This window comes from Intrasporangium sp., from assembly GCF_040414665.1.
Lineage (GTDB): Bacteria > Actinomycetota > Actinomycetes > Actinomycetales > Dermatophilaceae > Intrasporangium.
Map to the genome: position 1 here is coordinate 1 of NZ_JBEDUL010000100.1, position 22,096 is coordinate 22,096.

General features: G+C 69.8%; 22 protein-coding genes. 8 read left to right on the top strand and 14 right to left on the bottom strand.

The features are described from left to right. Window positions 1-57: 57 nt before the first annotated feature. Together ABF401_RS10910 and ABF401_RS10915 are read right to left on the bottom strand one after the other, a co-directional pair. On the bottom strand, window positions 58-732 hold the full coding sequence (locus ABF401_RS10910; protein WP_353509588.1) for a response regulator: 675 nt from the start codon (window positions 730-732) through the stop codon (window positions 58-60). Next, a complete protein-coding gene (locus ABF401_RS10915; protein WP_353509589.1) occupies window positions 729-2,390 on the bottom strand; it encodes a sensor histidine kinase in 1,662 nt (553 codons plus the stop codon). The genes ABF401_RS10910 and ABF401_RS10915 overlap by 4 nt, the downstream gene beginning before the upstream one ends. Window positions 2,391-2,496: 106 nt before the next feature. Between ABF401_RS10915 and ABF401_RS10920 the strand changes: the two genes are divergently transcribed. The 5 genes from ABF401_RS10920 to ABF401_RS10940 all read left to right on the top strand — a co-directional run bounded on the left by ABF401_RS10920 (window position 2,497) and on the right by ABF401_RS10940 (window position 6,713). Further along, complete coding sequence (locus tag ABF401_RS10920) at window positions 2,497-3,537, top strand: Bug family tripartite tricarboxylate transporter substrate binding protein (protein WP_353509590.1); 1,041 nt, start codon at window positions 2,497-2,499, stop codon at window positions 3,535-3,537. 2 nt (window positions 3,538-3,539) lie between these two features. After that, window positions 3,540-4,076, top strand: coding sequence for a tripartite tricarboxylate transporter TctB family protein (locus ABF401_RS10925; protein ID WP_353509591.1), 537 nt, complete (start codon window positions 3,540-3,542; stop codon window positions 4,074-4,076). Next, window positions 4,076-5,635 (top strand): tripartite tricarboxylate transporter permease, encoded by a 1,560-nt coding sequence (locus tag ABF401_RS10930; protein WP_353509592.1) that lies wholly within the window; start codon window positions 4,076-4,078, stop codon window positions 5,633-5,635. Before ABF401_RS10925 ends, ABF401_RS10930 begins: the two co-directional genes overlap by 1 nt. After that, complete coding sequence (locus ABF401_RS10935) at window positions 5,632-6,024, top strand: universal stress protein (RefSeq protein WP_353509593.1); 393 nt, start codon at window positions 5,632-5,634, stop codon at window positions 6,022-6,024. The genes ABF401_RS10930 and ABF401_RS10935 overlap by 4 nt, the downstream gene beginning before the upstream one ends. Window positions 6,025-6,260: 236 nt before the next feature. Next, complete coding sequence (locus tag ABF401_RS10940; protein ID WP_353509594.1) at window positions 6,261-6,713, top strand: nitroreductase/quinone reductase family protein; 453 nt, start codon at window positions 6,261-6,263, stop codon at window positions 6,711-6,713. A gap of 20 nt (window positions 6,714-6,733) precedes the next feature. On the opposite strand, the gene ABF401_RS10945 is transcribed toward ABF401_RS10940, so the two are convergent. The 7 genes from ABF401_RS10945 to ABF401_RS10975 all read right to left on the bottom strand — a co-directional run bounded on the left by ABF401_RS10945 (window position 6,734) and on the right by ABF401_RS10975 (window position 15,347). Next, a complete protein-coding gene (locus tag ABF401_RS10945) occupies window positions 6,734-7,906 on the bottom strand; it encodes an MSMEG_1130 family ribosome hibernation factor (RefSeq protein WP_353509595.1) in 1,173 nt (390 codons plus the stop codon). Between the two features lie 102 nt (window positions 7,907-8,008). Then, window positions 8,009-9,058 (bottom strand): glycosyltransferase family 4 protein, encoded by a 1,050-nt coding sequence (locus ABF401_RS10950; RefSeq protein ID WP_353509596.1) that lies wholly within the window; start codon window positions 9,056-9,058, stop codon window positions 8,009-8,011. Between the two features lie 19 nt (window positions 9,059-9,077). Further along, window positions 9,078-11,249, bottom strand: a complete 2,172-nt coding sequence (locus ABF401_RS10955; protein WP_353509597.1) for an amylo-alpha-1,6-glucosidase — start codon at window positions 11,247-11,249, stop codon at window positions 9,078-9,080. 108 nt (window positions 11,250-11,357) lie between these two features. Continuing rightward, window positions 11,358-12,059: a hypothetical protein gene (locus ABF401_RS10960; protein WP_353509598.1), complete on the bottom strand. Its 702-nt coding sequence runs from the start codon at window positions 12,057-12,059 to the stop codon at window positions 11,358-11,360. Next, window positions 12,056-14,776: a MinD/ParA family ATP-binding protein gene (locus tag ABF401_RS10965; protein ID WP_353509599.1), complete on the bottom strand. Its 2,721-nt coding sequence runs from the start codon at window positions 14,774-14,776 to the stop codon at window positions 12,056-12,058. The genes ABF401_RS10960 and ABF401_RS10965 overlap by 4 nt, the downstream gene beginning before the upstream one ends. Before the next feature lie 87 nt (window positions 14,777-14,863). Beyond that, complete coding sequence (locus tag ABF401_RS10970; RefSeq protein ID WP_353509600.1) at window positions 14,864-15,067, bottom strand: hypothetical protein; 204 nt, start codon at window positions 15,065-15,067, stop codon at window positions 14,864-14,866. An 88-nt stretch (window positions 15,068-15,155) separates the two neighbouring features. After that, on the bottom strand, window positions 15,156-15,347 hold the full coding sequence (locus tag ABF401_RS10975) for a hypothetical protein (protein ID WP_353509601.1): 192 nt from the start codon (window positions 15,345-15,347) through the stop codon (window positions 15,156-15,158). A 200-nt stretch (window positions 15,348-15,547) separates the two neighbouring features. On the opposite strand from ABF401_RS10975, the gene ABF401_RS10980 reads away from it, so the two are divergent. Together ABF401_RS10980 and ABF401_RS10985 are read left to right on the top strand one after the other, a co-directional pair. After that, a complete protein-coding gene (locus ABF401_RS10980) occupies window positions 15,548-15,757 on the top strand; it encodes a hypothetical protein (protein WP_353509602.1) in 210 nt (69 codons plus the stop codon). A 206-nt stretch (window positions 15,758-15,963) separates the two neighbouring features. Beyond that, complete coding sequence (locus ABF401_RS10985; protein ID WP_353509603.1) at window positions 15,964-16,686, top strand: AfsR/SARP family transcriptional regulator; 723 nt, start codon at window positions 15,964-15,966, stop codon at window positions 16,684-16,686. A gap of 43 nt (window positions 16,687-16,729) precedes the next feature. Here the strand turns inward: ABF401_RS10985 and ABF401_RS10990 are convergent, their stop codons facing one another. From ABF401_RS10990 to ABF401_RS11005, 4 genes are all read right to left on the bottom strand, one after another. Further along, window positions 16,730-17,932 carry a MarP family serine protease gene (locus ABF401_RS10990; RefSeq protein ID WP_353509604.1) on the bottom strand — a complete coding sequence of 401 codons (1,203 nt, stop codon included), beginning with the start codon at window positions 17,930-17,932 and terminating at the stop codon, window positions 16,730-16,732. Then, window positions 17,929-18,543: an NUDIX hydrolase gene (locus ABF401_RS10995; protein ID WP_353509605.1), complete on the bottom strand. Its 615-nt coding sequence runs from the start codon at window positions 18,541-18,543 to the stop codon at window positions 17,929-17,931. The genes ABF401_RS10990 and ABF401_RS10995 overlap by 4 nt, the downstream gene beginning before the upstream one ends. 140 nt (window positions 18,544-18,683) lie before the next feature. Beyond that, window positions 18,684-19,343: an endonuclease III gene (nth, locus tag ABF401_RS11000; RefSeq protein ID WP_353509617.1), complete on the bottom strand. Its 660-nt coding sequence runs from the start codon at window positions 19,341-19,343 to the stop codon at window positions 18,684-18,686. Between the two features lie 109 nt (window positions 19,344-19,452). After that, window positions 19,453-20,064 carry a helix-turn-helix domain-containing protein gene (locus tag ABF401_RS11005; protein WP_353509606.1) on the bottom strand — a complete coding sequence of 204 codons (612 nt, stop codon included), beginning with the start codon at window positions 20,062-20,064 and terminating at the stop codon, window positions 19,453-19,455. A 262-nt stretch (window positions 20,065-20,326) separates the two neighbouring features. Between ABF401_RS11005 and ABF401_RS11010 the strand changes: the two genes are divergently transcribed. Then, window positions 20,327-21,004 (top strand): Crp/Fnr family transcriptional regulator, encoded by a 678-nt coding sequence (locus ABF401_RS11010; protein ID WP_353509607.1) that lies wholly within the window; start codon window positions 20,327-20,329, stop codon window positions 21,002-21,004. Between the two features lie 66 nt (window positions 21,005-21,070). Here ABF401_RS11010 and ABF401_RS11015 read toward each other — a convergent pair whose 3' ends face one another. Then, the gene (locus ABF401_RS11015) at window positions 21,071-22,051 is read right to left on the bottom strand and encodes an SRPBCC family protein (RefSeq protein ID WP_353509608.1); all 981 of its coding nucleotides are present in this window, start codon (window positions 22,049-22,051) and stop codon (window positions 21,071-21,073) included. Between the last annotated feature and the right edge of the window lie 45 nt (window positions 22,052-22,096).

Consider the following 22,096-nt stretch of genomic DNA (forward strand, 5'->3'; position numbering starts at 1 on the left):
GGTCGAGTGTGCAGTTTGCGCCCGGCGCGGAGTGCACACTCGACGGGGAAGGGCGAGTCAGCGCGGGCGGTAGCGGCGCTCGGGGCGCCCGGTGGTGCCGTAGCGCAAGGACACCTCCGCTACTCCAGTGTCCACGAAGTGCTCCAGGTAGCGACGGGCACTGACTCGCGAGATACCCACGGCCTCAGCGCATTCCGTCGCGGACAGTGAGTCAGTGGCAGCACTGAGCGCTGCCCACACCGCGTCCGCGGTCTCGGCGGACAGCCCCTTGGGCAGCGAGGCCGCGCCCGGTCGCTTGACCCCGCCCGAGCCGAAGGCGGCGTCGATCTCGTCCTGCGTCAGCTCCCCAGCGGCGACAGCGCGAGCGCGCTCAGCGGCATACGCCACGAGTCGTTGCTCGAGGTCCTCGCGCGAGAACGGCTTGAGCAGGTAGCCGACGACACCCTGTCGGACGGCGGCTCGAACCGAGTCAGCCTCCTTCGCGGCGGTGATGACGAGGACGTCACACGTCTCCCCCGCTGCCCGCAGCTGCGTGACGACGTCGAGGCCGAAGATGTCGGGCAGATAGAGGTCGAGAAGCACGAGGTCTGGCTGGGACTCGCGGACCTGCTCCATCGCCTCAGCGCCGGAGCTGGCCGTGCCGACAACCTCGAATCCCTTTGTCCTCTCAACGAACCCCCGATGAATACGGGCGACCATGAAGTCGTCGTCCACGACCAGCACACGGATCATCGGCTCTCCACCACCGCGGCCGGCTCGACGGTCAGGCGCGCGATGAAGGTCGCTCCGGAAGGAGTGCGCTCGACCTCGACCTCCCCGCCCCGGCGCTGGCAGATCAGCCGGGTCAGGGCGAGGCCGATGCCGCGCTCCCCTGCCTCGGCCGCCTTGGTCGTGAAGCCGTGCGTGAAGACCTCGGTGACGAGCTCCGGTCCCACGCCTGGCCCGGAGTCCGACACGACGACCTCGACAGTGCTCGTCGGGGTGCCCTCGTCCTGGTGGATGGCCAGCTCCACCCACCGGTCCACACCACCTGTGGTCGCGGCTGCGTCGATCGCGTTGTCGACGAGGTTGCCGACCACGGCGGAGAGGTCGGCCGAGTCGCGCGACGAGACACGGCCGAGCGAGGTGTCGTCGGAGACCCTCAGCTCCACGCGGCGCTCGGCCGCCTGGGCCGCCTTCGCCATGACGAGCGCGGAGATGGCCGTGTCCTTGATCGTTCGGGCCAAGGTCAGGTCGAGCTGCGCCCGATGCTCGCTCACCGAGTCGACATAGCGGACCACCTCGTCGTACTCACCGAGCTGGATCAGCCCGGAGATCGTGTGCAGCTGGTTGGCGAACTCATGGGCCTGGGCGCGCAGCAGCTCCGTCGTGCTACGGAACGAGCCGATCTCGCGCTCGAGGGCAGCGAGCTCCGTTCGGTCGCGCAGGGTGGTCACCGAGCCGAGCGGGCGCCCCTCCTTGGCCACCTCCATCCGGTTCATGACGAGCACGCGCCCGCGACGGAGGACGACCTGGTCCCGCTGGTCCCCGGTCTCACCCACGAGGACCTCGCGCAGCCGTGGACCGATGGGCAGGTCGGCGACGGCCATCCCGACAGCCCGCTCCGGCAGGTCGAGGAGCCGCTGGGCGACGTTGTTGACCAAGGTGATCCGGTTGTTGGTGTCCAGGGCGACGACTCCTTCGGCGAGGCCGTAGAGCATCGCCTCCCGACTCTCCGCGAGACCGGCGATCTCGCGCGGCTCGAGGCCGAGGGTCTGCCGTTTGATCCGTCGGGCGACGAGCCAGGAGCCGATGCCGCCGAGAGCGAGCGCGATGCCGAGGTAGGTCAGCAGGTAGGACGACGCGCCCTTGAGCCGATCGACGATCGAGGGCATCTCCACGGCAACCATGACCGTCCCGAGGTGCGTGCCAACCGCCGGTTCCGGTTCGTCGGGCGCGCGATTCGGCTCCGGCGAGTAGAGCACCGGCGTCTGGGCGACGAGCATCCTGCGGTCGCCGATCTCCATCGCCCCGGTCCAGCTCGCGCCGCGACCGACATTCGGCGAACCGAGTCGAAGCGGCTCCCCTTCGCTCGTCGGGTCCGACGACTTCTTGACGACCCCGGCGGTGTCGGCGACGGAGACGACCGAGAGGCTGTACCGCGTGATCGCACCCTGGACGACGCTGGGCATGGCACTGATGACCGCCTCCGGCACGAGCTCCTCGCGTACCACGGGAGTGCTTGCGATCTGCTCGGCGATGGCGAAGACGCGCCGCCCCTCCGTGCGGGTGAACGTCGCCTCGGACTGGGCAAGGGAGACGAGCGCGACCGTGACGAGGACGGTGAGCAGGATCGCCATCTGGGCGACGAGCAGCTGCCCCGCAAGCGTGAACCGGCGCAGTCTCCGCATGACCAAAACGAACTCAACCTTCATTGCTGACACAAGGGCGACACGGCCTCGTGGCGCGGGACACGATCATGCCCTTCCAACCCATGACGCGAAAGAGGCCTCAACGATGAGCACTCGCAACTCTCCCCGCAAGTCCGCCCTGTTCACCGCAGGGATCGCCGTCGCGGCCCTCGCCCTGACGGCGTGCGGCGCGACCGCCGACGATGGCGGCGCTGGCGCCGGCGCGGGGGCCACCGGTGGCGGCAACGGTGCCCCGCCCACCGGCCTGCAGCTGATGGTGCCCAACGCCCCCGGCGGCGGCTACGACACGACGGCTCGCACCGTCGCCCAGGTGACCGAGGCTGAGGGCATCACCGGCACCGTCCAGGTGTTCAACCTTCCCGGCGCCGGCGGCACCGTCGGTCTCCAGCGGATCGTGAACGAGAAGGGCAACGGCAAGCTCGCCATGCAGATGGGCCTCGGCGTCGTCGGTGCGGCCTACACGCAGAAGTCGCAGGCCACCCTCAACGACACGACACCGATCGCCAAGCTCATCGAGGAAGCCGGAGCGATCGTCGTCTCGAAGGACTCGCCCTACAAGGACATCACCTCACTCATCGATGCCTGGAAGAAGGACCCGTCGAAGGTCAACGTCGGCGGCGGCTCCTCGCCGGGTGGGCCCGACCACCTGCTGCCGATGCAGCTGGCCAAGGCCGTCGGCATCGAGCCCACCAAGGTCTCGTTCATCTCCTACGACGGCGGAGGCGAGCTCCTCCCGGCCATCATCGGCAACAAGATCGCCTTCGGCGCGAGCGGGTTCGGGGAGTTCCTCGACCAGGTCAAGGCCGGTGAGGTCAAGGTTCTCGCCGTCACGAGCGACAAGCGCATCGACGCCCTCCCCGACGTGCCCACCCTGAAGGAGTCCGGCGTCGACTTCACCTTCACCAACTGGCGCGGCATCGTCGCACCGCCGGAGATCTCCGACGCCGACAAGGCGGTCTGGATCGACGCGCTGACGAAGATGCACGGGTCGGATGCGTGGAAGGCCGAGATGGAGAAGCGCGGCTGGACCGATGCCTTCGTGACCGGTGAGGAGTTCGGCACCTTCCTCAAGGAGCAGGACACCGCGGTCGCCGACATCCTCAAGAACCTCGGGCTGGTCAACTGATCATGTCCGACCGCGAGGTGGACCGCACCGGTGCCGCTGGTGCAGCAGAGACGACCCGCGGGGACCGCGCACAGTACGGCGTGTGCGCGGCTCTCGCGGGGCTCGGCGTCCTGCTCCTTGTCGACGCGGCGCGCATCCCGCACGTGACGAGCAGCAACGACCCCCTTGGCCCGCGGCCCGTGCCGATGGTCCTCGGTGTCCTGCTCATCGTGACCGCCGTGGTCTACACCATCGACGTGTGGCGCGGGGGCGTCGGCGAGGCCGAGGGTGGTGAGGACGTCGAGCCCGGCAGCCGTGCTGACTGGAAGACCGTCCTGCTGCTCATCGTCGTCTTCGGCGCCAGTGCGATGCTCATCAACCCGCTCGGCTGGGTCATCACCGGCAGCCTGCTCTTCTGGGGCTGCGCCTTCGCGCTCGGCAACCGGCACCACATCCGCGGGCTCGCCATCGGTATCGCGCTGGCCCTGATCACCTTCTACGGCTTCGCGATCGGGCTGGGCGTCAGCCTGCCCGCCGGCATCCTCAAGGGAATCCTCTGATGGACAACCTCAACAACCTCATCGAGGGCTTCGGGCACATCCTGACGCCGATGAACCTCCTCTTCGCCTTCATCGGCGTCACGGTCGGCACGGCCGTTGGAGTCCTCCCGGGCATCGGTCCGGCGATGACCGTCGCGCTCCTGCTCCCGATCACCTACGGTCTGGAGCCGACGCAGGCCCTCATCATGTTCGCGGGTATCTTCTACGGCGGCATGTACGGCGGGTCGACCACCTCGATCCTGCTCAACACGCCCGGTGAGTCCGCGTCGGTCGTCACCGCGCTCGAGGGCAACAAGATGGCCAAGGCCGGGCGCGCAGCGCAGGCGCTCGCCACCGCGGCCATCGGCTCCTTCGTCGCCGGCACGATCGGCACGGCGCTGCTCGTCCTCGTCATGCCGCAGGTCGTCGCCTTCGCCATCAACCTCGGCTCACCCGAGCTGTTCGCCATCCTCATGGTCGCCTTCGTCGGCGCGAGCGCGGTGCTCGGCTCATCCCGGGTGAGAGGCTTCGCGTCCCTCCTCGTCGGACTGACGATCGGCGTCGTCGGCATCGACTTCGTCACGGGCCAGCAGCGCCTCACCTTCGGCATCCCCCAGCTCGCCGACGGCATCGACATCATCATCGTGGCGGTCGGCATCTTCGCCGTCGGTGAGGCACTCTGGGTCGCCGCTCACCTGCGCCGCAAGGCGGGGACCGTCATCCCCGTCGGCCGGCCCTGGATGGGGCGCGACGACTGGCGCCGCTCCTGGAAGCCGTGGCTGCGCGGCACCGCCTTCGGCTTCCCCTTCGGTGCCATTCCGGCCGGGGGCGCCGAGGTCCCCACCTTCCTGTCCTACCTCACCGAGCGCCGCTTCTCGAAGCACCGGGACGAGTTCGGCAAGGGCGCGATCGAGGGCGTCGCCGGCCCGGAGGCAGCGAACAACGCGTCGGCCGCCGGCACCCTCGTGCCACTCCTCGCGCTCGGAATCCCGACGAACGCCACCGCGGCGATCATGCTCTCGGCGCTGATGGGCTGGGGTTTCGAGCCGGGTCCGTTCCTCATCGAGAAGCAGCCGATCCTCGTCTGGACGCTCGTCGCGAGCCTGTTCGTCGGCAATACGATGCTGCTCCTGCTCAACCTGCCGCTCGCGCCTGCCTGGGCCAAGCTGCTCCAGATCCCCCGTCCCTACCTCTACGCCGGGATCCTCTTCTTCGCCACCATGGGGGCCTACGCGGTCAACGCCCAGCCGTTCGACCTGTTCCTGCTGCTCGCGCTCGGGCTCCTCGGCTTCGCCATGCGTCGTTTCGGCCTGCCGATCCTGCCGCTCATCATCGGTGTCATTCTCGGACCGCTCGCCGAGAAGCACGGCCGCCGCGCGCTCCAGCTGTCCGGCGGTGACATCAGCGGCCTCCTCGGCGGACCGGTCGCGTGGGTCTGCTACGGGATCATCGCGGTCGTCATCTTCTGGCCGCTCGGCGCCCGACTGGTGCGAGCCATCCGGGGCGACGGCCACGGGTCAGATGGACCCGGCCCCGACGGATTCGGCCCTGACCGTGCCAACCAGGAGGTCTCCGCGTGACCATCGTCGTCGGCTACATTCCCACCGCCCAGGGTGAGGCCGCCGTCACGGCGGCCATCGCCCAGGCGAAGGCGCACGGTGACTCGCTGCTCGTCGTCAACATGTCGCGGGACGACAAGCTCGTCGACGCGCACCGGGCCGAGGCGAGCCAGCTCGGTCGGGTCGACCGCGAGCTGTCCGAGTCCGGTGTCCAGCACGAGGTGCGCCGGATCGACCACGGGACGGATCCCGCCGAGGAGATCCTGGGGCTGATCCGGGAGGTCGACGCCCGGATGCTCGTCATCGGGCTGCGCCACCGCACGCCCGTCGGCAAGCTCCTGCTCGGCTCGACGGCCCAGCGCCTGCTGCTCGATGCGCCGTGCCCGGTCCTCGCAGTGAAGGCCCAGTAAGGCCCACGGCCTCCCACGGGACTCGCATCCTGCTCCGCGAGGCGGAGCAGGATGCGAGTGCCTCCCCCCACACGGTCACATGGGAGCGCGGCGGAGCGGCATTTTTCTGTGCACTCGATCAAAAGGGCCGGCGCATCCGACCCACCGACGCGCGGCTCACCCCTGCGGGGTACGAGCTCGCGTTCGGCTGAGCGCTGCGGGCGGCGTTTGTTGCACACTCGACCAAAGGCCCACGAATGAGCGAGGACGACATGGCGTCGATGACCCAACGACTGTGGAAGGCCGGCAACACAGCCTCCGTGTGGATGTACCGGCGTACCGGCGGCAAGGTCGGCGGCAGGGCGAGGGGCGGCAGCCCCGTGCTCCTGCTCACCGTGGCCGGACGCAGATCCGGGGTGCCGCACACGGTCCCGGTGGCCTACGTCGAGCGCGAGGGCGCCTACTACCTCGCGGCGACTGCCGGCGGCCAGCCGAAGGAGCCGCAGTGGGTCCGCAACCTACGGGCCGCCTCGACCGCCACCATCGAGATCGGCCGCGAGCGACGAACGGTGTCGGTCGAGGTGCTGCGCGGGGCCGAGAACGACGCCGCATGGAGGGACGTCATCGTCGCGACCTACCCCGCCTTCGCCCCCTACGAGGCGAAGTCGGGTCGCAAGATCGCGGTGGCACGCCTCACCCCGACGGCCTGAGCGACGAGGCTCGGCGAACCTCACCACCGCAGCAGCGCCGCGATCCCACCCGCATCCTGCAGCGCCCCGTCGGCCGCACCTTCGATCGGGCTGACTCGCGCTCCCGTGGTCAGCGCCCGCTCGACCAGGCGTTCGGTCAGCCTCGGCTCCGGCCTCCGCTCCTGCCCGCCCGGCGCGACCTCGTCACCTGCGTACAGCTCCCCGTCCGCAGCCACCGAACCCACGTACCGGACCTCCGGGTCGTACACCAGGTGGTCGACCCGGCCGGCGTTCAACGCCTGTGCGACCTCGGACAGACCGAGGACTGCCGCACCCGAGCCGCCGACCTCGCGCACCCGCTCGACGAGCTGCCGCTCATGCTCGTTGTGGTGCTCGTGCACCAGCTCGGTGACGGTCGCTGCGAGCGTCCCGTCGTCGCGCCCAGTGAGTACCCGATTGTCACCAAACACCTTGTCCCGCAGCGCCTGTGGGAACCTCTCGATCATCGGGCCGGTCCACCGATCGCCGCCGCTGACGAGGATCCGTTCCCACTTTCGGTCGTTGGCGAGTCCGGCAGCCACGCTGGCCGCCTCGTCGAGGAACCGCTCGGCCCGGTCGCGGGCGCGGTCCTTCTGCTGTTCGCGCTTCGGGGAGTGGTACTGGCCCGGCGGTCCCCCGCCGATCTGGCCGCTCCGCTCATGGGGCGCCTCGACGTACTCCTGCTCCAGCTGACGGACCAGCTCCAGGTTGCCGAGTCGCCACTCATGGAGCTGGGCGCTGTCACCGGAGACGATGACGACACCAGCGGTGCGGCCCTCGTCCAGCAGTTCCAGGAGCGGATGGAGGAACGGGCCGTCGTCCAGCACCACCCTCGGGCTCACCGGCAGCGCGCTCTCGTAGCGGTCCATCCAGCCGCTGCCCAAGGCGGCGAAGGCGATCCGGCTCCGTCCGGGCTCCATCGGACTGGCCAGGTTCTCCAGCTCGGGCCACAGACGCTCGAGCGCCGCAGCAAGGGCGCGGCTCTGGGCGCCACCGTCCTCGCTCACCCGCCGTTGGAGCTCGCGGAACCGGTTCTTCAGGTCGATCCCGGCTGCCTGCAGATTCTGGTCGTGACTGAAGTCGGCGTTGACGTACACCGACAGCACCCCCAGATCGTCGGTCTGCTGCGCCAGGTCCCGGAGGCCGTCCTCGTCCAACCGCTCGATTCCAACCATCCATCGTGTCTACCACAGCACAACGAGAAGGGGGTATGCCGCTGAGCTCGCTTTCCCCGGGAAGCGAGCTCAGCGGCATACCCCTTCTCCTACGGGTCTCCGTCAGGCTGGGGCCGCAGCCCTGCGCTCGATCGCCTCCCGGTAGACGCGGACGTACTCGTCGACCATCCGCGGGATGTCGAACCGCTCCTCCGCCGCGGCGCGGCAGTCGGCCGGCGAGAGGTCACCGACCTGACGGAGCAGCCCGGGCAGCTCCGACTCGTCCTCCGCGAACAGGCCCGTGCGGCCCTGCTCGAGCACCTCGGGCACCGAGCCGCGCGCCATCGCGACGACCGGCGTGCCGCACGCGAGCGACTCGATCATGACGAGCCCGAAAGGCTCGTCCCACTGGATCGGGAAGAGCAGGCACCGCGCCCGGCCGAGCAGCTCCAGCTTGTCCTGGCCGCCCACCTCCCCGAGCCACTCCACATCGGGTCCGAGCAGCGGCTCGACGTGCTCGGCGAAGTACGACTGCTCATCGGGCTCAACGCACTTCGCCGCGATCCTGAGCCGCACACCGGCCGCACGCGCGGCCTCGATCGCCTCTGGCGCGCCCTTGTCCGGAGACATCCGGCCGAGGAAGAGGGCCCAGTCCTCCTTGTCCTCCTGGAACGGGAAGTCGGACACGCGCACCGCGTGGTGGATCGTCGCGGCCCAGCGCTTGGGCAGACCGCTGGCCCGCTGGTCCTCGGAGATGGCGACGAGATCGACGGCATCACTGACCGCCTCCGCGACGATCCCCATCTCGTCATCCATCGGGGAGTGCATCGTGGCGATCGTCGGGGCCCTGCGCGACCGCGCCACGAGGAGACCGGCGACGGTGTTGTCGTGGATGACATCGAACGACTCGCGGGCCAGAGCCGGCTCGAGCGTCGCGACGTGGACGATCTCGGGCATCAGCTGCCCCATTCGGTCGTACTGGGCCTCGTCACGCAGCATGACGAACCGGCCCTTCGTCGTCGAGTTGCCGACGCCGTAGACCGTGACGTCGTGCCCACGCTCGACGAGGCCGTCGGCGAGGTTCGAGAGGAACAGCTCGGTCCCGCCGTAGCCCTCGGGCGGGATCTCGGTGTACGGGGTGGCGATGACGGCGATCCGAAGGGGTTCGTTCATGTGGGTGCTCTCGGGGGGGTCATGGGGCCACGTCTTGGCCCACCAGCCCTTCCACTACCCACTGGAACCCGTCGGGGATGCCCGCGGCATCGATGTGGCTGCCCTCGGCCCGGAGCTGCAGCCGGCCCCCGGCCAGCGGTAGTCCGGTCACGGCGAGGGTGCCGAGCCGTGCGGGCACGCGAGGCCGCGCCCGCAGGAGGCCGTGGTGGACCTCGGGCTCCAGACCGAGCAGGGACCGCGCGAGATGGATCGGCACGGCCGACGCCCAGGCCTGGGGTGAGCACGCCGTCGGATACGGGACGGGCACCGGGTAGGCGTCCCGCTCGAGGCCGGCGAAGAGCTCCGGGAGCCGACCGCCCGATGCCGCTGCCGCGTCGAGGATGCCCTCGGCGATCCGGTGGCCCTCCTCGACGAAGCCGCGGTGCATCAACCCATAGGCGATGAGCGCGTTGTCGTGCGGCCACACCGACCCGTTGTGGTAGCTCATCGGGTCGTACGCGCCCATCGTCGTCGCCAGGGTGCGCACCCCCCAGCCGGAGAACAGCTCGTCAGAGACGAGGTGCCGGGCCACCGCGGGCGCGTACTCCTCGTCAACGATGCCGGTCCACAGCGCGTGCCCCATGTTCGATGCCAGTGCGTCGATCGGTCGCTTGTCCTTGTCAAGCCCGACCGCGAACCAGCCGCGCTCGGGCAGCCAGAAGCGCTCGTTGAACGCCGTCTTCAGCCGGGCCGCCCGCTGCTGCCAGTGCTCGGCCAGCTCCGGATCGCTGCACAGCTCGGCGAGCGCCGCCCGCGCGCTGAACGCCGCGTAGACGTAGCCCTGCACCTCGCACAGCGCGATGGGAGCCTCGGCGATCGTCCCGTCGGCGAAGTTGATCCCGTCCCAGGAGTCCTTCCAGCCCTGGTTGACGAGGCCGCTGGGCGTCGCCCGCTCGTACTCGACGAAGCCGTCGCCGTCCCGGTCGCCGTAGCGGTCGATCCACTCGAGCGCCCGGTCGACGGCGGGGAGCATCCGCATGACCGTTGTGCACTGCCCGTGCCAGCGGGCGTACTCGCCGACGAGGGCGACGAAGAGCGGCGTGGCGTCCGCTGTGCCGTAGTAGGCGTGTCGTCCGGTCTGACCTGCCGCGGTCCCCGGGCCGCTCCCGTATGGGAGGGCCGCATCCGTCGCGTCGTCCGCCTCATCGAACCGCAGCTCGTGCAGGATTCGGCCGGGCTCCTCCTCCGTCCGCTCGACGACGTGCTCACCCTGCCGGTGGGCCAGGGCATCGAGCACACCTTCGGCCAGGGTCGGGTCGAGCGCGAGCGTCATGTAGGAGGTCAGCAGCGAGTCGCGCCCGAAGAGAGTCATGAACCACGGCGACCCCGCCGCGAGGACGGGCCGGTCCGAGCCCTCGTCGAAGACGCGCAGGCTGCCGAGGTCGTGCCGCGCCCGGCGGAGCGCCTCGTCGAAGTCCGGGTTGCTCGACCGCATCTCCGCGGTGCCGTGCTCCCACTGGCGTTGCCGGACCGCGGCCGCCGTCTCGGTCAGCGGGTGCCCGTCGGGGAACCGCGCCGGGATCGGCGCGCCGTCGATGACGGGCTGGACGTGCACCGTCGCCTGCCACTCACCCCGTCCGGGGATCTCGGCCACGAAGTCGACCGTCTCCGGCCCGACCTCGGCTCCCGCCGCGTTGACGTCCACCCCGAGACCGCTCTCACCCTCGTCGACCCGGCGAAGGAGGCACACCCCGGTGTCCGTCAGCCGCACCCGAGTCGCCGTCCCCGAGGGCACCCGCGACTCCTTGACCTCGAACAGGCTGGCGAAGTCCGCCTGGAACCTGATCCGCACGTTGAGCGTGACCGGGTCCGCGTGCAGGTTGCGGATGATGAGGTCCTCGCGAACCGCCTCGTCGACGTAGCGGGCGCGTTCCACGAGGAGCCGGTGGGCGTCGGTGAAGACGCGACTGATGAACCGGCACCGCCACGGCGCCGGCAGGTAGTGGGTCAGCGGCTCGGGCCGCACGCCGTCGATCTCGAGCGCCCAGCCCGAGAGCAGTCGCGTGTCGTGCCCGAAGAAGCCCAGCGGCGCATCGGCGTCGATGTCGCCGTTGGACCGCGAGAGGACGAAGCTGGCCCCCGAGAGCACAGTGACCGTCTCGCGCGCGACGGGGGCGGACTCTCCAGTGAAGGTGACACCGCTCGAAGTCATCATTCGACTCTACGGGGAGCACCCCCGGGGAACGCAAAAGGTGTATGCCGCTGAGCTCGCCTTCGTGCGAGAGCGAGCTCAGCGGCATACCACCGAAAAAACCCGGGGTCAGCCGGCCTTGACGTCGGCGTCGTACCTGACGGTGGTGACCGGTCCGAGGGCGGCCCGGAGCTGGTCCTCCAGCTGGCGCTGCGTCGTGGACTTGCCCGTCGAGCGGAGTCCCATCGTGCTCTGCGCCGGGCCAGATGCCTGGGTGCGCGCCCATGCCCGCAGCTCGGCCAGCTCGCGGGAGTCGAGCCGATCACCCCGTGGGGCGACGACGACGATCTGGTAGGCGGCCGCGTTGCTGGTGCAGCCCTCGCACGCGACGTTGGCGGCGAAGGACCGGTTGTTGGCGATGAGGGTCTGCGATTGGCGCAGGATGACGACCTGGACCGAGACCGCGGCCGACGCGCAGTCGGTGCACTGCGTCGTCGTCGACGTGGCCAGGTTGTCCACCCTCGCGTCCTTCGTCCGGTTGGCGTAGATGACGCTCACGGTCGTGGCCGTCGACGTGCAGCCGTCGCAGTTCGTGTCGGCGCCTGCACTCGCGTCGCCGGACACGTGGTGACCGCTGCCGAGCTGGGTGACCGCAAAGGCCTCGTCCTTCGCCGTGGGGTCGCCGGCCGAAGCGATGGCAACGGCGGTCAGGTCTGCGCTCTTCTCGCCGCTCCTGTCGCCTTGGTCGTGGCTGCTCGCCGCGGACCAGCCGGTGGACCCCAGCACGGCAACGGCAGACAGGATCGCGGCGACGCGCCGCGACAGGTTCACTGGTCGACTCCCGTCAGGACGAAGCCGTCAGCGACCGCGGCCGTCATCTCCACGAGGCTGTCCCGCGTCTCTGGGCGCAGAGCCGACAAGCGCGTCTGGGCACCGAGCTCGAGGGCCGGATCCCAGGGGACTTGCACCACGCGGCGGCACCGCTGCTCGAAGTGCTCGACCATCGGTTCGATTGGAGCGCCGACCCCTGAACGGACTCCGTTGATGACGACCACGGCCTGTCTGACGAGCTCCTGGTAGTCGTGCTTCGTCAGCCAGTCGAGGGTGAGGGCCGCGGCACGACCGCCGTCCACCCCTGGCCGCAGGACGAGGACGAGCTGGTCCGCCTCCTCGAGCAGACCTTGGTTGGCGCTGTCGAGGATGCCGGTGCCGGTGTCCAGCACGATGAGGTTGTAGAAGCGGTCGAGCAGGTCGATGAGCTGGTGGTAGTCGTCGCGGCCCAGCGCCATCCCGATGTGGGGGTCATCATCCGAGGCGAGCACCTCCAGCCGCGACTCGGCGCCCTGCGAGGTGTACTCGCGCAGCAGCGAGTACGTCGTGATCCGGTCGAGGTTGGCGAGCACATCGGTGACGGCCCGGTTGTGCGGCGGCGCGACCCGGTGGGCGAGGTTGCCCGCGTCGGGGTTGGCGTCGACGGCGATGACCCGGTCCCCACGCAGGGAGGCGAAGGTGCTGCCGAGGGCGAAGCTGATCGTCGTCTTGCCGACGCCGCCCTTGCGGCTCATGACGACGATGCGGTGCGAGCCGCTGATCGGCGCGCGGAGTCGCTCCTCGAGCGCCATGCGGCGGCGCTCCTGGGCGCCCGGTCCGGGATTGACTGCGCCACCGGTGAATCGGTAGACCCGTTCCCGCCAGCCCCTCGTCGGCACCGGGGCCTCGGGCGGCAGGATGAGCTCGTCGCGGAAGGCGTCCGCGGTGAGCTCGAACACCTCGTCGAGGTCCTCCTCGTCGGGCGCGTCCGGGAGGTCGTTGCTGCTCGGCGGCTCGACCGGCGACGGCTCGACCGGCGACGGGCCGGTGGCCGCCTGTGGCTCGGCCGGCGACGGGCCGGTGGGCGGTGGCTCGGCCGGCGACGGGGCGGTGGGCCGTGGCTCGGCCGGCGACGGGGCGGTGGCCGGTGGCTCGGCCTGCGCCTGCTGGCCGTTGCCAGGGTCGCCGCCGGTGAGGACCCCGACGCCGATGGGGGTACTGGACGGGCTGCCGTGGTGAGTTCCGTTGTGCTGGAGGCTCAAGGGCGGCTGGTTGATGGTCATCGAGGTCTCCTCGTTCGACGAACGGTCACGCCGCGCCCCGGTCCGGCTCGCCCGCGAGCTCACCAACCGCGACAGGATCCGGACGAGGCGGTCGAGCAGGACGGCGATGCCGAGCAGAGGAACGGCAAGGAGCAGGATCGAGATCGATGCGAGCGCCATCGTGGCGATGTCGCCGGCATCCCGGGCCGCGGTCCACTGCATGAGCTGCAGACGGATCGCGTCGACGTTGGTGCGAATGATGAACGGGAGATTCCAGAGTAACCAGATGGTGCCAATGAGCAAGATGGGAACAACGAAACACACCCAGGCGATAACCATGCGCCGGGCACGCGGACGCAGCTCGGCAACCCGTGGGTCGCGCTCCGCCCCGGGTCGGAGGCTACGAAGGACCGGCCCGACCCGCCCGAAGAGGTCCGGCACGCCTGCGAGGTCGGACAGCACGTAGTAGCCGTCGAGCCGGATGACCGGGATGAGCTGCTGCACCATCTCGACGTGCATGATGAAGGCGGCCACGAGGAAGACGCCGCTGCCGGTCGTGAGGTACAGGCTGGCCAGCACGATGAGGCACAGCACGTTGAAGTAGAGGCCACCGAGGTCGGTTCGGAGCCGGCCCGCGCGGCTGAGGCGGTACGAGTCCGTGACGTCGGTGTAGAAGGCGGGGAAGATCAGGTAGACACCGAAGCCGATGGCACCGGGGCGTCCGCCACTGTAGGCACACGCCGCCGCGTGCCCGCTCTCATGGATCAGTCCACCGAGCGTGAGCATTCCGTAGAGGGCGAGCATGAGCGCCGGTGTCGTCAGGACGTCCACGAGGGCGACCCCGAGGTCACCGGTCGTCACGAGCCGGATGTCGAGCACGACGACGGCGATGAGGGCCGCCACGACGACCGGCGTCCAGAACACCGGCGCCAGCGCCCGGCCGAGGACCGGCACCCACCGGGCTGGGACGAGCACGCCCTTGAGCGACAGTGAGAGGAGCGGGCGAGCCTTCGGCAGGACGGTCCTCCGCTTGGGCCGCGGGGAGGGTTCGGTGCTCGGCAGTGTGGAGGGTGCGCTCAGGGTCGGCGACGCCGGCTCGGCCGCCGCCGGAGCGGTCGCGGTGCCGTGCGCAGGCGGTTGTGCTGAGAAATCAGCTTGCGGGCCAAGGGCATTCGGGCCGTCCACGACGAGTCCGAGCGGCTTGAGCCGAGTGTCGATGAGGTAGGCGAGCCCCTCGGCGCTGAGCGTCCGGCCGTAGGAGCGGCTGACCATGGCGGCGACGCCTTCGGTGGAGCGCCCGTCCACGATGTTGCTCAGGACCAGGTGGAGCAGCTCCGAGATCTGGATCATCTGTCCATCGGCGCGGCGGACCAGGTACGTCGCCTCACTGAGACCTGAGTCCTCGACCTGCCCGAGCCGCTGCAGTCCCTTGGCCAGCCGCCACGTCGACACGGCAGGTCGCGCGGTTGCGGTCACTCGTCCGTCCTTCCCTCTCCTGGTCGCGGCCTCCTGGGACGAGCGGACGGCGGGCGCGTTTCTGGGGTCGCGCCCGCCGTCTCGCGTCTAACCGAAGATCGCGAGGTACTGGCCGGCCACTGCGTTTGCGGTGACGTGGCTCGACGCCGCGTTGATGGCGAAAGCCAGGTTTACCCCGACGACCGTGTTGACATTGATGCAAGCGAACTGGCACAACGTGTCGCGTGTCGGCAGGAGTGCCACGATCTGTCGATCGAGCTCTCGGTGGTCGATCGATGCTGCTTCGTGCATTCGGGCCGTCTCCCTTCAGTCCTCGTGAGATCACGATGGCCCCCGGCGCGGCTCCCGTGATGCTTACGGGAGCCCCGCCACGTTGGGATCAACCCTGGGTCACGCTGATGGACTGCAGCGCAGCGCTGTTGGCCTGCGAGAACACGGTTGCCGCGTTGAGAGCGACCGACGAGTTGCTGGCCCAGATGTTCGACCAGTTGTGGTTGAAGAAGAGCGTCTCCTTCGACGGGAGCAGGGACACCAGCTCCGTGTCGAGTTCAGCAAAGGTCAGGTTCTCCATGTGGTTCACCTCCTCCCCGAGATGAGTTGATGCGCGCCAGTGGAGCGCACACTCCGTGACCGGAGCGTGACCGGACCGTGACCTGCTCAGGTCTTTGCTTTCCGTGTGGCTGTGCGGTGGGCCAGAATCATCTGGACGCTCGCACCTGGGCCCGCGCGACAGCGGGTTTCGCCCACGTCGGGCCGATCGGAAGGACTTCGATGTCAATCCCCGCAGCACCGGAGAACGAGCCGCGATCGGGCGACGCGGTCATGGTGCTCAGCTGCTGGACCGAGGGGGTGGCCGGCGACCTGTTGGCCAGGGCCACGATGAGCGTCGGCGACGAGACGAGGATCAGGACCCTGTCGTCTCGCGAGCAGATCCACGACGCCCTCGACGAATGGCTGGACGAGATCCTCGCCACGCCGTGAGCCGGCCGGAGCGGAAGCCAGGCGCGAAACAGAAGCACGTCCAGCGGCATACGCCGATGTATCACCCGAAAAGAGCCTGCCTCTTTTCAGGACAACTGTTCGTATCCGGGTGAATACTGGACGGATGATGCCGAGCGAGCCCGCCGTCAGGGGGACGGCGGCCGTGAGGACCACTGTTTGACAGCTGTCGATCAACTGGGGGATCGATGTCTACACAGGCTTGCCGGATCAGGTTGTTGGGTCACTGGCGACTTGACCTCGAGGGCCGACGCACTCAGGTCGGCAACCGCGAGCAGCGCGTGACGGCGCTGCTCGGGCTCCGGGGCACCCAGCCGAGAGCCGCCGTCGCAGGCACGCTCTGGCCCGACAGCACGGATGTCCGGGCGCGCGCCAACCTGCGCACCTCCCTGCTTCGCCTCCGCAGCCTCGACGCCGGCATCGTCGAGTCGGGCCGCGCGAGCGTGGCGCTCGGACCGCAGGTCCTCGTCGACGTCTGGCACCTGCTGGACCGGCTCGACCAGGTCGAGCTGCTCGAGACGCTCGACGGCCTCGACCTGCACGCCGCCCTGACGACCCTTGCCGGCCCGGACCTGCTCCCCGGCTGGTACGACGACTGGGTGCTCTACGAGCGGGAGCGTCTGAACCACAGAAGGATTCGCGCTCTCGACAAGGTCGCCAGCCTGCTGCTGAAGCGGGGCGACACAAGTATGGCCATCAGCTACGCCGAGGAGGCTGTGGCGCTCGAACCCCTGCTCGAGAGCTCGGTCGCCCTGGAGGTTCAGGCGCACCTCGACAGTGGCAACCAGTCCGCGGCGGTCCAGGCCTTCCAGCGCTACCGCGCGCGCCTCGACGCCGAGCTGCGCATCCCGCCATCGCGCGAGCTCGTCGAGCTGCTGACGTCAGCCGCGCCGGTCAGGTTGCGGCACTGAGGCAGCACGGGAAGCACTCGCAGCACTGAGGCAGTCCGCGGCCTCAGCCCGGCAGGCACGCGCCGGTGTCGACCTGGCGGTCGGCGCTGCGGGCGGCGTCGAGCACGGGCATCGCCTCGTCGAGCGTCAGGGCATAACCGGTGTTGTTGTCCTCGAGCGACTTCGCGAAGACGACACCGGCGACCCGCCCGCTCGCGTCGAGCAGCGGTCCTCCCGAGTTGCCCGGCTGGACGCGCGTGTAGAGCGAGTAGATCTCGCGGACGACCGGGTCCTCACCGTAGATGTCGCGTCCTCGTGCATCGAGCGCCTGGCGGACCCTGGCGGGGACGACGGTGTAGGGCCCGTCGAGCGGGAAGCCCGGAATCGCGGCAGCGGTGCCGCGCGGCAGGTCCGAGCCGAGCTCGAGCCCCGGCGCGTTCAGGCCGTCGGCGCTGATGACGGCGAGGTCCCGGTCGGGGTCGAAGACGACGACCCGCCCGGTGACCGTCTCGTCCTGACTGGTGATCCGGACGCGTTCGGCGCCTGCGACGACATGGGCGTTGGTGACCACGCGCCCGGGGCTGAGGACCCACCCGGTCCCCTCCTGGGCACGCGCGCACGAGTTCGAGGCGGTCGTCACCTTGACGACCGAGGCCGCGGCCCGGGCGATCGCGCCGGCGTCGCCGATGGCGGGGTCGGGCGCCTCGACCGGGGCGATCGGCTCCGGGACCAGGTCCCCGAAGACCTGGGGGAAGCCCTGGCTCGAGAGGAAGCCACGGAAGCCGGCGAAGAGCTGGCCGGTCCCCTCCGGCATGACCGCGTCGACGGCCCGCAGCACCCTCGACTCGGACATCGCCCTCGCCACGGCAGGGTTGCCGGCCGTGCGCAGCGATCCACCGAGGAACCAGATCATCAGGGACGCCGCGAGGACGACCACGACTGCCCCGAGGACCGAGTCGGTGCGCCGCACGGTGTGCTGGCCCAGCTGGCGCCTGATCTGGGCGCCGAGGAGACTGCCGAGGACCTGGCCGATCCAGCCCATCAGCACGACACCGATGATGAGGACGAGGACGCGCAGCCGGGGGTCGTTTGTCACGGCATCAAGATCGGAGAGGACGGACGGCAGCAGCCAGATGCCGACGAGCGCACCGACGAAGAAGCCGAGCAGCGAGAAGACGCTGGAGACGAGCCCGTGGCGATATCCGGAGATCCCGTAGGCGACGAGGATGAGGACAAGGGCGAGATCGAGCAGGAGGCCTCCGGTCATCGGCGCTCCCGCAGGTAGATCTCGGGCAGCGGCCGGCGGCGCGACTCGTCCCAGTCGACCGTGAGCCCGGCAAGATCGAGCACCCGGCTGAGGAGCCCGGCCGTGAAGCCCCAGAGCGTCAGGTGGTCGAGCTCGAATCCCGGTCCGACGAAGCCGCTCGGGTGCGTCACGGTGAACCGCGTCTCGGGGTGGACGAGGTGGGAGATCGGCACGGAGAGCACCTCGTGCACCTCCGCAGCATCCCGCACGGTCAGCGGGGTCGGGCGCGACCACCAGCCCAGAACGGGGGCGACGACGAAGTTGGCGGGCGGGAGGTAGAGGCTCGGCAGCACGTCGACCACGTCGACGCCGTCCGGGTCGAGGCCGGTCTCCTCCTCGGCCTCGCGGAGCGCGGTGGCGATGCTGTCCTCGTCCTCGGGATCGCGCGACCCGCCGGGAAAGGCGATCTGGGCCGGCTGGGTGCGCATCGTGTGCGAGCGCTCGATGAGGATGACGTGCTCGCCGCCGGAACCCTCATCGGCGGGCGGCGGGCCGAAGAGCATGAGGACGGCCGACTCCCGGCCGCCCTCGTCCGGCGGCTGGAACCGGGAGAACCAGTGGGGGTCGACCACGGGCACCAGGTCGGCGACGCGGTCGAGCCACCCCGGGCGAGGGAGCCCGGCCGGCCCGGGCCCGATCGCCCCCGACGTCCCGGAATGGACGACGCGGGAACTCCTCGGTTCCGGACTCGGCGAGGAGGTCCTCCGGCTCGTCATTTCGGGGCCAGCTCGAACTTCAGGAGCTTGGCGGCACGGTCCGGGTCGGTCTCGCCGATCCCGTAGCTGGGGCACCAGCGGGCGACGGGACACGCTCCGCACGCGGGCTTCTTGGCGTGGCAGGTGCGGCGTCCGTGGAAGATGACGACGTGGCTGAGCATCGTCCAGTCCCGCCGGATGAACAGCGCGCCCACCGCGTGCTCGACCTTGACCGGGTCCGTCTCGTCGGTCCACCCGAAGCGCCGGACGAGCCGCCCGAAGTGCGTGTCCACGGTGATGCCGGGGACGTTGAAGGCGTTGCCCAGCACGACGTTGGCGGTCTTGCGGCCCACTCCGGGCAGCGTGACGAGGTCCTTCATCCGCCCGGGCACCTCGCCGTCGAAGCGCTCGACGAGGGCCTGGCCGAGCTTGATGAGGCTGTCGGCCTTCGCCCGGAAGAAGCCGGTCGGCTGGATGATCGTCTCGAGCTCGGTGCGGTCGGCCGAGGCGTAGTCCGCGGCGGTGCGGTACGTGGCGAAGACGATCGGCGTCACCTTGTTGACGCCGACATCCGTGGTCTGCGCGGACAGGATGGTGGCGACGAGCAGCTCCAGTGGAGTGGTGAAGTCGAGCTCGCAGTGCGCGTACGGATAGCGGTCGTGCAGGGCCCGGTACATCTTCCGGGCGCGGCGGGTCCGCGCGACGGGACTCTCGTCGGCAGTCACGACGGCACGAGCAGACACAGACGTCACTGTATGCCGCTGAGCTGGCACCGACGCAAAGGGCTCAGATCCATGGCGGTACCGTCCGCGCGTCGGGCCGAGGGGGCTCGCACTGGCAGGGGCAGTCGGGCAGGCAGGCGAGCTCGAAGCAGTCGTCGAAGCAGCTGCACTCCTGAGGCGGCGATGCCCGCAGGTCGGCCAAGGCCCTGTCGCGGAGCCGCTGGCGCTCACGCTCGGCCCGCTCCCGCTCGGAGCGGATCGTCGGGTGGTCGACGGGGGCCCGACCGCGCTCGCGCAGGCGGTTGCGGTCCCGGCGCTGTCGGTACCAACCACGCGCCGGCGGCAGGCCCTTGCGTGGCTGGACGCCTCGCTCGTTCGGAATGCCGATGTCCGGAGGCGTCGCATCGAGATGCGCCGGGAAGCGCCGTTCCCGGTGGTCTCGCAGCGTGTCGGGCGGGACCGCCTCGATCGTGCGGCCCTCACCGTCGACGACCGCCAGACGAAGGCCGGCCAGCGCCAGGATCGACTCCATCGTCGGGATGTCAACTCGGACAGGCGTGCTCTCGAGCCGGCCGACGGCAGCCCGCGACAACCCAAGCGTGTCAGCCAGATCGCGCTGGCTCAGGTCTGCGAGGCGTCGAGCCCGTCTGACATAGCCACCGACATCGAAGGCCACCTGTCCCCCTTCGCTGGACGATTCGTGGCTCGACCCTGACACGCACCACTGACACCCATCCGCATCACATCCTGCTCCGCTTCCCGGAGCAGAATGCGAGTCTCCGGGCACCCCCCGAATTTCTTAAATCGCACACCCTCGCGCGCGCTCGTATCCTGCTCCGCGTCGCGGAGCAGGATGTGATGCGGGTGGGCGGGGACGGTGGTTTGTGGGTTCGGCAGGGAACAGGTCACACGCACAACGGGTCTGGCAGACTGGCCCCGTGGACCCAGACGTGGTGAGACGCGCTCCCCTGTTCAAGGCACTCGACGACGAGGCTGCCTCGGCCCTGCAGGCCCAGATGACCCTGTCTCGCCTCGAGCGCGCCGACGTGCTCTTCCACGAGGGCGACCGCGGCGACACGCTGTACGTCATCGCGGAGGGCAAGATCAAGCTCGGGCGGACCAGCGCGGACGGTCGGGAGAACCTCGTGGCCATCCTCGGGCCCGGCGAGATGTTCGGTGAGCTCAGCCTTTTCGACCCCGGTCCCCGCACGATGACCGCCACCGCAGTCGCCGAGACGCAGCTGCTCGGGCTCGGCAACGACTCCCTCACGGGCCTGCTCGCCGGCCGGCCCGAGGTCGCCAAGGCGCTCCTCGCGGCGCTCGCCCAGCGCCTCCGCCGCACCAACGCCCACCTCGCCGACCTCGTCTTCACCGACGTCCCCGGTCGCGTGGCCAAGGCGCTCATCGACCTGTCCGAGAGGTTCGGCCGGCACGTCGACGGCGGCATCATGGTCGCCCACGACCTGACCCAGGAGGAGCTCGCCCAGCTCGTCGGAGCCTCCCGTGAGACGGTCAACAAGGCGTTGGCGGACTTCCAGTCACGCGGCTGGCTGCGGCTCGAGGCACGAGCGGTCCTCCTCCAGGACGTCGAGCGCCTGAAGCGCCGCGCCAAGTAGGAGTCGCGTCGAACGAGCAGCTCGCGACCCTCGTGCGTCGCGAACCGCTCGTTCGAGTCGGTTGCCTCAGCCGGTCGAGCGTCCAGCGAGCCGGTCGCGAAGCCGGTCGACCAGGCCCACGCCCGGACCGGCGAGCTTGTGGAACAGCTGGTTGCTCGGCGTGGACGGGTGAGGACGCGTGGGCGCCCCCTTCTTCGCCGCCTCCACCTTGCCTGCGAGTTCCACGAGCTCGGCGCGCGGGAGGGCGGCGCGCAGCTGTGGGAAGTGCTTGGTCTCCTCGTCGGTGATGTGATCCGCCAGCGCCGCATCGAGCGTGCGGAGCAGCTCGCTGAAATGCGGGTCCGATCCGTCCACACCCTCGAGCTCCTTGAGGGTGTCCTCGATCTGCCGGTGCTCCGCGATGTCGTGGCTGACCGCTTCCTCGCCGTCCGGCAGGTGCTTCTTCATGGCGGGGTAGACGTACGTCTCTTCAGCGACGGCGTGCCGGACGAGCTCGGCGGTGGCCGTGTCCGCGAGTTCCCGGCGCAGGCTGGATTCCCCGGTCGTCCAGATCTCCCCGATGAGCGCCGCGACCTCTCGGTGGTCGGCCGTGAGGACGTCGACGACGTCCTCACCCATCGCATCCTCGACACGGGCAGACTCCATGAACGACTTGAACTTCGTCAGGTCCGACTCGGCCCGCCGGCCCACGAGGTTGAGGGCGTCGCCGACCTTCTCCACCATTCCGTCTGGCTCGAACTCCAGATGGAGCGTGACCACGGTCCGGTCAGGTCCGTTGGGGACGAAGTGCACCGCCCCCGCGTTCGTCGCGCCCCGCACAGCGGACCACGCGACCTTCTGGTCCGGGACCTGCTCGAGGATCTCGGCGTCCCACTCCCGACGGACCCCGGCGATCTCCGCGACCCAGTGCAGGCTGGTGTCGTCGACCTGCGTGACGGACTCGACGCCGCCCATGAACTGCGGGAACTGCTCGAACTGCGTCCATTGGTTGTAGGCGGTGCGGACGGGCACCTCCACCTCGACGGACTTCTCGACCTTCGTCGTCATGCGCAGTCTCCTCTGTTCCGTTTGGTCGGATGCACCACCTCCTTA

What these genes read in the sequence shown, in the direction of transcription:
- ABF401_RS10975 (WP_353509601.1), bottom strand. Translation starts at nt 15,347, where the DNA reads ATGGAGAACCTGACCTTTGCTGAACTCGACACGGAGCTGGTGTCCCTG.
- ABF401_RS10915 (WP_353509589.1), bottom strand. Translation starts at nt 2,390, where the DNA reads ATGCGGAGACTGCGCCGGTTCACGCTTGCGGGGCAGCTGCTCGTCGCC.
- ABF401_RS10955 (WP_353509597.1), bottom strand. Translation starts at nt 11,249, where the DNA reads ATGACTTCGAGCGGTGTCACCTTCACTGGAGAGTCCGCCCCCGTCGCG.
- ABF401_RS10980 (WP_353509602.1), top strand. Translation starts at nt 15,548, where the DNA reads ATGTCAATCCCCGCAGCACCGGAGAACGAGCCGCGATCGGGCGACGCG.
- ABF401_RS10970 (WP_353509600.1), bottom strand. Translation starts at nt 15,067, where the DNA reads ATGCACGAAGCAGCATCGATCGACCACCGAGAGCTCGATCGACAGATC.
- ABF401_RS10990 (WP_353509604.1), bottom strand. Translation starts at nt 17,932, where the DNA reads ATGACCGGAGGCCTCCTGCTCGATCTCGCCCTTGTCCTCATCCTCGTC.
- ABF401_RS10925 (WP_353509591.1), top strand. Translation starts at nt 3,540, where the DNA reads ATGTCCGACCGCGAGGTGGACCGCACCGGTGCCGCTGGTGCAGCAGAG.
- ABF401_RS10940 (WP_353509594.1), top strand. Translation starts at nt 6,261, where the DNA reads ATGAGCGAGGACGACATGGCGTCGATGACCCAACGACTGTGGAAGGCC.
- nth (WP_353509617.1), bottom strand. Translation starts at nt 19,343, where the DNA reads ATGTACCGGGCCCTGCACGACCGCTATCCGTACGCGCACTGCGAGCTC.
- ABF401_RS10950 (WP_353509596.1), bottom strand. Translation starts at nt 9,058, where the DNA reads ATGAACGAACCCCTTCGGATCGCCGTCATCGCCACCCCGTACACCGAG.
- ABF401_RS10910 (WP_353509588.1), bottom strand. Translation starts at nt 732, where the DNA reads ATGATCCGTGTGCTGGTCGTGGACGACGACTTCATGGTCGCCCGTATT.
- ABF401_RS11015 (WP_353509608.1), bottom strand. Translation starts at nt 22,051, where the DNA reads ATGACGACGAAGGTCGAGAAGTCCGTCGAGGTGGAGGTGCCCGTCCGC.
- ABF401_RS10985 (WP_353509603.1), top strand. Translation starts at nt 15,964, where the DNA reads ATGTCTACACAGGCTTGCCGGATCAGGTTGTTGGGTCACTGGCGACTT.
- ABF401_RS10920 (WP_353509590.1), top strand. Translation starts at nt 2,497, where the DNA reads ATGAGCACTCGCAACTCTCCCCGCAAGTCCGCCCTGTTCACCGCAGGG.
- ABF401_RS10945 (WP_353509595.1), bottom strand. Translation starts at nt 7,906, where the DNA reads ATGGTTGGAATCGAGCGGTTGGACGAGGACGGCCTCCGGGACCTGGCG.
- ABF401_RS10930 (WP_353509592.1), top strand. Translation starts at nt 4,076, where the DNA reads ATGGACAACCTCAACAACCTCATCGAGGGCTTCGGGCACATCCTGACG.